4 protein-coding genes are annotated in these 6,173 nt (G+C 69.2%); 2 read left to right on the top strand and 2 right to left on the bottom strand.

Going from position 1 to position 6,173, the window contains the following annotated elements; translation table 11 throughout:
* The first annotated feature begins 193 nt into the window (after window positions 1-193).
* Window positions 194-1,372, top strand: coding sequence for a glycosyltransferase family 4 protein (locus QH470_RS23765; protein ID WP_280274572.1), 1,179 nt, complete (start codon window positions 194-196; stop codon window positions 1,370-1,372).
* Between the two features lie 15 nt (window positions 1,373-1,387).
* On the opposite strand, the gene QH470_RS23760 is transcribed toward QH470_RS23765, so the two are convergent.
* The gene (locus QH470_RS23760; protein ID WP_280274574.1) at window positions 1,388-3,409 is read right to left on the bottom strand and encodes an MmpA family trehalose lipid delivery protein; all 2,022 of its coding nucleotides are present in this window, start codon (window positions 3,407-3,409) and stop codon (window positions 1,388-1,390) included.
* Window positions 3,410-3,733: 324 nt separating this feature from the next.
* Between QH470_RS23760 and QH470_RS23755 the strand changes: the two genes are divergently transcribed.
* Window positions 3,734-4,882, top strand: a complete 1,149-nt coding sequence (locus QH470_RS23755) for a polysaccharide biosynthesis protein (RefSeq protein ID WP_280274571.1) — start codon at window positions 3,734-3,736, stop codon at window positions 4,880-4,882.
* 76 nt (window positions 4,883-4,958) lie between these two features.
* On the opposite strand, the gene pgfA is transcribed toward QH470_RS23755, so the two are convergent.
* Window positions 4,959-6,092: a cell envelope lipid trafficking protein PgfA gene (pgfA, locus tag QH470_RS23750; protein ID WP_280274570.1), complete on the bottom strand. Its 1,134-nt coding sequence runs from the start codon at window positions 6,090-6,092 to the stop codon at window positions 4,959-4,961.
* Window positions 6,093-6,173: the final 81 nt, after the last annotated feature.

The following is a 6,173-nucleotide window of genomic DNA, read 5'->3' as shown; positions in this document are numbered from 1 at the left end:
CTGGTCGCCCTGGTGATCGCACTGATCTTGGGAGTGGGCTATAGGGTGGAGCGAACTGTCAGACGTCCGAGCGAGTACCACCTGGAGATGTGCCGTGCGCGATACCGGCTCCCGCGAACTCGATCCGGTTGCGCGGGGCGCATCCGGGCGTGGCGCCAGTGGGGTCGATCGGGGCGCGGCGGGGGACTCGGGCGTGCGTGAGGTGTTGCTGCTGTGCTGGCGGGATACCGGGCATCCGCAGGGCGGGGGGAGCGAGCGGTATCTCGAGCAGGTCGGTGCGCACCTGGCCGCGCGTGGGGTGAAGGTGACATTACGGACCGCTCGCTACTCCGGCGCTCCGCGACGTGAGCGGGTCGACGGGATCGATATCAGCCGGGCCGGGGGGCGCTACACCGTGTATCCGCGGGCGCTGGTCGCGATGGCGGCGGGGCGGTTCGGTATCGGACCGTTGCGTGGGGCGCGGCCCGACGCGGTGGTCGACACGCAGAACGGCATTCCCTTCTTCGCTCGGATCGCGACCCGCGCGCCGTCGGTCGTGCTCGTGCATCACGGGCACCGCGAGCAATGGCCGGTCGCCGGGCGGCTGGTGGGGCGGATCGGCTGGTGGATCGAGTCGCGGATGTCCCCGCGGGTGCATCGGCGCAACCAGTATCTGACGGTGTCGCTTCCCTCGGCGGAGGAACTGGCGGGGCTGGGCGTGAGTCGGGACCGAATCGCGGTGGTGCGCAACGGCGCCGAGCCCATCCCGCGGCAGGCGCCGACCGGAGCGCCGGGGAGCCGGACGGCCCATCCGAGCATCGTGGTGCTGTCGCGGCTGGTGCCGCACAAGCAGATCGAGGACGCGCTGGCCGTCGCAGCCGAGTTGCGCCCCGCCCTTCCGGGCTTGCGACTGGACGTGGTCGGCGACGGCTGGTGGGCCGACAACCTGAAGAGTCGCGCGCACGAACTAGGCATCGCCGACGCGGTGACCTTCCACGGTCACGTGGACGAATGCCGCAAACATGAATTGCTCTCTCGCGCTTGGGTTCACGTGTTGCCCTCGCGCAAGGAGGGCTGGGGTCTGGCCGTGATCGAGGCCGCTCAGCACGGCGTACCGACGGTTGGCTATCGCAGCTCGCGCGGTCTCACCGATTCGGTGGTGGACGGTGTCACCGGCATGCTGGTCGACGACGCCGCTCAGTTGGCGGAGGCGGTGGGTGAACTGCTCGACTCCGCCGAATCCCGCACCGTCATGGGCGAGAAGGCGCGTGCCCGTGCCCGCGAATTCTCCTGGGAGCAAACGGCTAACGGGGTGTTCGAGGTGCTCGCGGCGGCGGTCGGCGGGCGATATGTGTCGGGTCTGGTCGGCGGGCGTTCGGAAGATCCGGAATAGCTCGTCGTTCGGGCTTCACGTGCGCGTTCGGGTCTGCGCCGATGGGGCCGAGGGATTTCGGAAGCGGCGCAGGATTCGCCGATCGACCAGGGTCGCAGGTCCGACGACGAGTAGCAACGCCCAGAGAAGATGCGCCGCGGCGGCGATATGCCGGTGCGTGCCTTGGGAGTTCGTCGTGGGATCGATCGCGCCCGGTACTCGATAGAGAGCCAGATCGGCGTCAGTGTATACCGGTTTCAGTTGGGCGAGTGTGGTTTTGGAATCACCCAGTGGCCCCGGCGTGTTTCGTTCGACCAGCACCCATCCGACTCCGCGAGCGGCCAGGTCGGGCACCGCACCGCCGTGCAGCAGTAACCGCTCGACCTCGTGCGCGCGGTCGCCCTCACCACTGACCACGCGACCGCGAACCGGCAGCTCACCGGTCTGCAGCACGTCCTGCGGCAGCATGCGCGGGGCCGGATCGAGTACGGGGGCATGCCCGCTGTACGGGAACTTTCGGAACATGCCGCCCGGCAGCACCGCGATATCGCCCGGCCCGTCGACGAGCGCGGCGACGCGCTGCCAACCCGGCGGATAGTGCACCGGGCGCAACTCGCCCCCGACACCCCAGGCGAGGTCGGGCAGTGTGAGTACCAGTGCGGCGATGAAAAATGTTGCGGTCGCGGGTGTTCCGAGGGTGCCGCCCCAACGCCGCCCCAGACCGGCGACGGTTCGGCATCCCGCCGCGGCGCACAGGGCGAAGGCGGGCATCGCCAAGGCGGCGTATTTCTGTGTGTCCCTGAGCAATCCGGCACCGGGAATCCCGGTAACCAGCGACTCGCCGATGCGCAGTCCCCAGCCGGTGGCGCCGAGCGCGGGCAGCGCCACGGCCACGACCGCCACCAGCAACAGCGCCCGGCGAACGTGCCGAGTGCCGGCGTCGCCTACCGCGGCCACCCGCCGTGCACCCACGGCGACCACCGCGAGCAACACGGCCGTCCCCACCAGCGCGAACAACGTTGTGCGCGAGGAAGGTACGGCATCCGAATTCCATATCCCACCCAGCCCGGCGAGACTTCCCACGGTCGCCAACCCGGGCTCGGCCCGCGCCGCGAACGCCGCAACCCCCGCCGGATCCGAAGGCTCTGCCCCCGCTCCCGACAACGCGGTCGCCACCAGCCACGGTGCCGAGGCAACACACCAAATCGCCAGCACCCCAACGACATTTCGCCACCCGGCCACAACAAGCGCCACACACCCCGCAAGCACCGCTCCGGTAGGGGTCAACCCGGCCGCCGCGAGACAGCCCCCCAACCCTAGCCACGCATAAACCACCGGCGTGCCCCGAACCACCGGATTCCGTGTAGCGGGACGAGATGTCGTCCCCGCGACAGCGCCCGCTCTGAGAGGGCCGCTGCCGAGTGCGGGAGACGTGGCATCGGAGGTGTCCTCGGGACGTGCACCCGGTTGTCTGGTCGGCGTGGCTTCTTTCGATGCGTCGCTGTCCGAACGTCCCTGTGTGGTGGTCGGACTGGCTTCGGCGGTGCCGGGCTCGCCGCTCCGGAGCGAAGGTGAAATGGGATCCGCTGAGGTGGCGGCGTTCTGGGACTTCGCTTCAGGCGTTGCCCGGCAACGGATGCGCTGAGCCGCGAGCACTGTCCAGGGAAGGGCGGCGTATCCGGTCAGCAGACTCCAATGCCCTTGGAGGAGGCGCTCGGCGACGTAGGGATTCCATATCGACACGGTCGCCGCGACCAACTGGGGTGCGGTCGACACCCGGAGGAGTCGGCGGGCCAGGATCGCCGCGCCCCAGCCCGCCGCCCACAGCGCCGCCACCAGGATGGCCTTGACCGCGATACCACCATCCACGACCGTCGATACCACGGCCAGCAGCGCGTCCTGCGGCACGGCTCGCGGCGCGGCATCCCCCAGCCCGAGCGCCGAATCGGTGAGATACGACCGCGGCGTGCTCACCGCATCCCGCAACAACAGATAGCCGGGCCCGAGCAACGGCCCGGCCACAATCAGGGCCAGCACGAGACTGTAGGCAGCGGGCATGATCCGGCCCCACCGCCCGCCCCGCACCCAGCCACCCGCGATCACGCTCAGCCACCCTACGTGCCGGTCGATACCCAGCGCGCCTGGGTCTTACCCGCCGCACCCGCATCGGCGAGTGCGCGTCGGTAATCGCATCGCCACCGCCCGCTCGAGCGCGGCGACGCATGCCGACCTCGATCAGAGGGAGCAGGTGGTGTATGGCCGCGGGGGTCGGCCCGGACGGGTCGGATGTCGGGGGTGGGGCGCGGGTGGGAGCATGGCGGAGTGCTTGGTCAACGTCGTCTGCCTGTGGTTGCGGATTTGACGTTGGTTACGGCGGGGGCGATGACGGCGAATGTTGCCGGGTATTTGTTGCAGTTGCTGGCGGGGCGGTGGCTCGGGGTCGGGGGGTACAGCGAGTTCGCGAGTCTGCTGGCGGTGCAGTTGCTCTGCGCCGTGCCGGCGTTGGCTTTGCAGAATGTGGTGGCGCGGGAATTGGTGCGGGGTGCGCCGGTTGCGGTGGTGCGGGTGCTGGGGTGGCGGTGTGCGGCGATCGTGGCGGGTATCGCCGCGGTGCTGGTTCCCGTTGTCGCGGTGGTGCTGCACGTGAGTTGGGTTGCCGCGGCGGGTGCGTTGGCCGCGGCGCCGATGTTGGTGTTGCTGTCGGGGGAGCAGGGTGTATTGCAGGGCGGGCGGCGGTTTCGTTCGCTGGCAATGGTTCTCGGAGGTGCGGGGATCGCCCGGGTCGCCCCGGCGCTGGTGGCTTTGGCCCTCGGAAGTACTGCGGCCGTCGCCCTGTGGGGTACCGCGTTGGGCTTGGCGGCCGCCGCCGTCGGCGCCAGACGCGCTGCCGTGAACATGAACTCGCCCACGGACTCCGGGTCCGGGGGATGGGGTGGTGTGCTGCCCGTGCTGCGGGCCGCGCAGGTGCAGGCGGCGTTGATGGCGTTGTCTTCGGCCGATTTGATCGTGGCCCGGATTGTGCTGGATGACGCGGATGCCGGGCGATACGCGTTCGGCGCGATCGCTACCAAGATCGCGTTCTGGTTGCCGCAGGCGGTGGGGGTGGTGTTGTATCCGCGGATGGCGCAGCCGCGGCATTCCACTCGCGCGGTGCGGGACGCGCTGGGGGTGCTGTCGGCGATCGGCGTGGTGGCTGTGATCGGCGCGGCCGTCTGTGCGCCGCTGGCTCCCTTGTTCGCCGGACAGGACTACGCGCCGATCGAGAACTGGCTCTGGTTGTTCGCGCTCGACGGCGCGCTGCTGGCTCTCCTGCAAGGCGCGCTCCTGTCGGCGATCGCGGCCGACCGCACCGCGCCCGCCGCCGTCACCTGGGCCGGACTGGCCGTCGAGATCGCGATCATGCTGACCCTCGCGCGCTCGCTACCGGCGCTCATCGGCACGGCCACCGCGGTCGCCGCGATTACCACCGCGGTGATCGTCACGGTCGTGCTCCGCGCGGCCCGAAGCCGCGATCCCCATCCCGCCCACTGATTCCACAGCCGCCGGGCGTGGAAAACGAAGCGGCTCCCCGGCATTCGCACGGGGAGCCACCTGTGAGCGGAAGGACCTACTGGTTACCGCTGAGATTGATCTGCTGCGTCGGAGCGTCGGCCACATCGGCCCCCGGCCCCGGATCGTTCGGCCGGCGCCGCTGCACCAGCCGCCCGGGCTGACCCGAGTCACCGCCGCCCCGCAGGCCCAGCACCAGACCGATGATCAGCGCGATCACGCCCACGACGGCGAACACGATCGGCAGGATGCGGCGGTACAGCGACAGCTCGTCCATGTACTTCTTCGCCTCGGAGACCTGCGACGTGACCGTGTTGTCATCGAAGACCAGGGTGGTCTTCAACGCGGTGACCTCGGGCTTCTCGGTGCGGCCGTAGTACATGTGCAGCTGCTCGGAGCCCTTGATGATGGTGCCGGTCTCGGGCTCCACCCAGATGTCGCGGGTGTTGGTGTAGTAGCGGTCCATGGTGATCGTCTGGTCGCCGCCCTCGACGCCCCACTTGGTGGCGGGCAGCGCCAGCCGGTTGGTCGGCGAGTTGGCGACCTTGGCCAGATCGGTGGCCGGGATCTGCTGCTGGAAGTGGTAGACCTTCAGATCGTTGATCTCGGTCTCCTCGACGAAGTTCAGGTCGAAGGTCTTGCGCGCGTTGATGTCGAAGTACGGGTAGGTCTGCTTCTCGGTGCCGATCGGGAACCGGTACTGCAAACCGGTGTGCTGCACCGGCTCCGCGACACTCTCGCCCTTGCTGTTCACCGTCGACGCGATCGAACCGTTCGGGTCGGTGTCGACCGGCTCGCCGGTCTTGCGGTCCACGGTGACGCGGTCGATGGTGGCGCTCAGCAGGCCGGTGTCGCCCTGCTTGTCGATGTTGCGCAAGGTCTGACCGGCCTGGATGGTCATCTCCGACTTGTCCGACGGATCCTCGACGGTGAGGAACCGCTGCGAGAGCAGCCGGACGTTCTGATCGACCTTCGCGGCGCCGTCGCCCGAGGTCAGCGACTTGGAGTCGAGGACCTCGCTGGGCGCGTCGGCCTTGTTCTTCGCGATGGTGGTGATCTCGATGTCGAGGGGAGTCTTGGCCAGCTGGCCGACGGCGTAGGTCGGGACCAGCAGCGCTGCCACGATCAGCAGCGTGCCGAGTCCCACGAGCAGGCAGGCCACCGTCCTCTTGGTTCCGGCACTGAGTGCCATGCAAACTCTCCTCGTCGTCGAACAGGTCGTTCCGGGAACACTACGGCCGCGCGCGGCGTTCGTGAGCCCCGACACTAACAG

The organism is Nocardia wallacei, assembly GCF_029868745.1.
GTDB classification, from domain to species: Bacteria; Actinomycetota; Actinomycetes; order Mycobacteriales; family Mycobacteriaceae; genus Nocardia; species Nocardia wallacei_B.
Note: the sequence above shows the minus strand (reverse complement) of the source record. Positions and strands in the feature narration are given on the sequence as shown.